Raw genomic sequence first — 2105 nt, forward strand, 5'->3', positions numbered from 1 at the left:
GCCGCGGTGCGGTAGGGATGTGCGCGAGGCCGGGATGCAGCCCGACGGTTGGTCCCGGCCGGTCGCCTCAGGCTGGCTTACAGACCCTTCTGGCAAGGATCTGGTTGCGCAGCTCACGTCCGATCCTTCGGATCAGATGCCGGCATACCAGGCGTAGCCCTGGTCCTCCCAGTAGCCGCCCTTGCCCTCGCCGATCTGGGCGAAGCTCTCGACCACCTCAATGCGCATCACGTACTTGGCTTGCTTGTAGCCGAGGTTGCGTTCGACGCGTAGGCGTAGCGGGGCGCCGTTCGAGACGGGAAGCACCTTGCCGTTCATGTCGTAGGCGAGGATCGTCTGCGGATGGAACGCGTCGACCAAGTCGATGCTCTCGTAGTACCGGACCGGCGATCCGCCACCGGTTGCGGTACCCTCCGACGCCTGCAGGCCGCCGGAGTCCTTCCTGCTTTCCCCGCCGCCCGACTGCTTGGTCATGGCCGGGTTGGCGTTGCCCGCAGGGACTTCCTCGTCGGTGCCGTCATCTTGCGCGGTGTCAGCCCCGCCGCCGTCCTCGCCCTGGTCCATGGTGTCGGCGCAGTGGAACACGACGTAGCGCGCCTCCGGCTTCAGTTTGGCCCGAGTCAGGAGGTCGGCGAGCGGTACGCCGGTCCACTTGCCGATGGCGCTCCAGCCCTCGACGCAATCGTGCCGGGTGACCTGGGTGCGGGACGGAAGCTTGCGCAGCTCGGCCAGCGACAGCTTGAAGGGCGCCTCCACGAGCCCGCCGACCTCCAGGTGGTACTTGGCGAACTTGCCCCTCGCCAGGGCCTTGTAGCCCTTGTCGGGCGGAGCCTCTGTGCCGTTCGGCTTGAACCACGGCGAGATGTCGGCCTCGGCATATTCCGGTGCCAGGCTGCGTTCGGTAAGGAGCAGGCGCTGGACGAACAGGTTGGCGTCCTCGCCAGTCTTGAGCGTGCGCTGGAACCACACCGCGTTACCCAGCCGGTCGCACCCGCCGAGAACTGCCGCCGCGGCCATGGCGGAAGCTCCTGTTAGGAGGGCGCGTCGGGTCGGAAGGAGGCTCATGGCTGGGGCCCTCCAGCGGCGGCGACCGGCTCGACCTTGCGCTCAATCACGAACCAACCGGTGATCATGCCGCGCATGTTGTTCCAGAACCCAGAGAGCAGGACCAGCGCGACGTGCACGATCACGAACAGGACCAGCAGCGCCGCCACGACGAAGTGGACCGTGCGGGCCGATTGCCGTCCATCGAACAGCGTCAGGAGGAACGGGAACGCCGCATCCATCGCCGGCGACATCGCGAGGCCGGCCAGGACCTGCACGGGCAGGAGCACAAACAGCACGACGAGGTAGGTCAGCTTCTGGATGACATTGTAGCGCTTGGCCTCGTCACCTTGAGGGAAGCGCAATGTCAGGTGCTCCCAGATCGAGGCGCCGAAGTGCCGGATCTGATCACGCGACGGGATCACTCGGAACCGAAGATGTCCGCTGACCAGCCCGTAGAGCAGGTAGGCGAAGCCGTTCAGCACGAAGGCCCAGGCGAAGAAGAAGTGCCAGCTGCGACCGCCGGTGAGGTCCTGATCGCTTGGCAGTGTCAGCCAGGCCGGGAAGCCGCGGTCGGCCGCCTCGCCGTCCGCGCCTACCGAGGAACCGAGCCAGCCGGTGGTATCGAAGGTATGCCCGAGGACCGTCGTGACGCCCTTGGGCGGATCGTCCTCGGTGGAGGACATCGCCATCAGAGGCGTGTCGAAGGTCGAGACCTTGCCCCAGTACAAGGCCGGGTGGGCGTTGAAGATCTGCAGGCCGCTCATCAGCAGGACCAGTAGGCAGACCACGTTGACCCAGTGGGTCAGGCGGATGACGGCAGGGTGCCGGAACATCCAGCGGCGGCGCTCGACTTCGGCTGTGTCGGGTGCGGAGCGCGTCAGGAATGTGCGGGGCAAAGTGGGGAGCTCGTCGACGACAGCAGCGGGTCGCGGTGGAAGGGCCAAGGAGGCCCTTCCGAGGTCGCGGTGACCGCCTCACATGCGGTTCATCATGCGGCGCTTCATCATCCGCTTCCGCATCATCCGCTTCTTCATCATCATCCGGTCGCCGTGCATCAT

General features: G+C 66.3%; 2 protein-coding genes. Both read right to left on the reverse strand.

Annotated features, from left to right (window positions below; translation table 11 throughout):
* Positions 1-132: 132 nt before the first annotated feature.
* Positions 133-1065 (reverse strand): molybdopterin-dependent oxidoreductase, encoded by a 933-nt coding sequence (locus MKL09_RS26820; RefSeq protein WP_244025052.1) that lies wholly within the window; start codon positions 1063-1065, stop codon positions 133-135.
* Positions 1062-1943 (reverse strand): cytochrome b/b6 domain-containing protein, encoded by an 882-nt coding sequence (locus MKL09_RS26825; RefSeq protein WP_409566994.1) that lies wholly within the window; start codon positions 1941-1943, stop codon positions 1062-1064. The genes MKL09_RS26820 and MKL09_RS26825 overlap by 4 nt, the downstream gene beginning before the upstream one ends.
* Positions 1944-2105 lie beyond the last annotated feature (162 nt).

This window comes from Methylobacterium sp. J-048, assembly GCF_022829515.1.
In the GTDB taxonomy this organism is placed as follows: domain Bacteria; phylum Pseudomonadota; class Alphaproteobacteria; order Rhizobiales; family Beijerinckiaceae; genus Methylobacterium.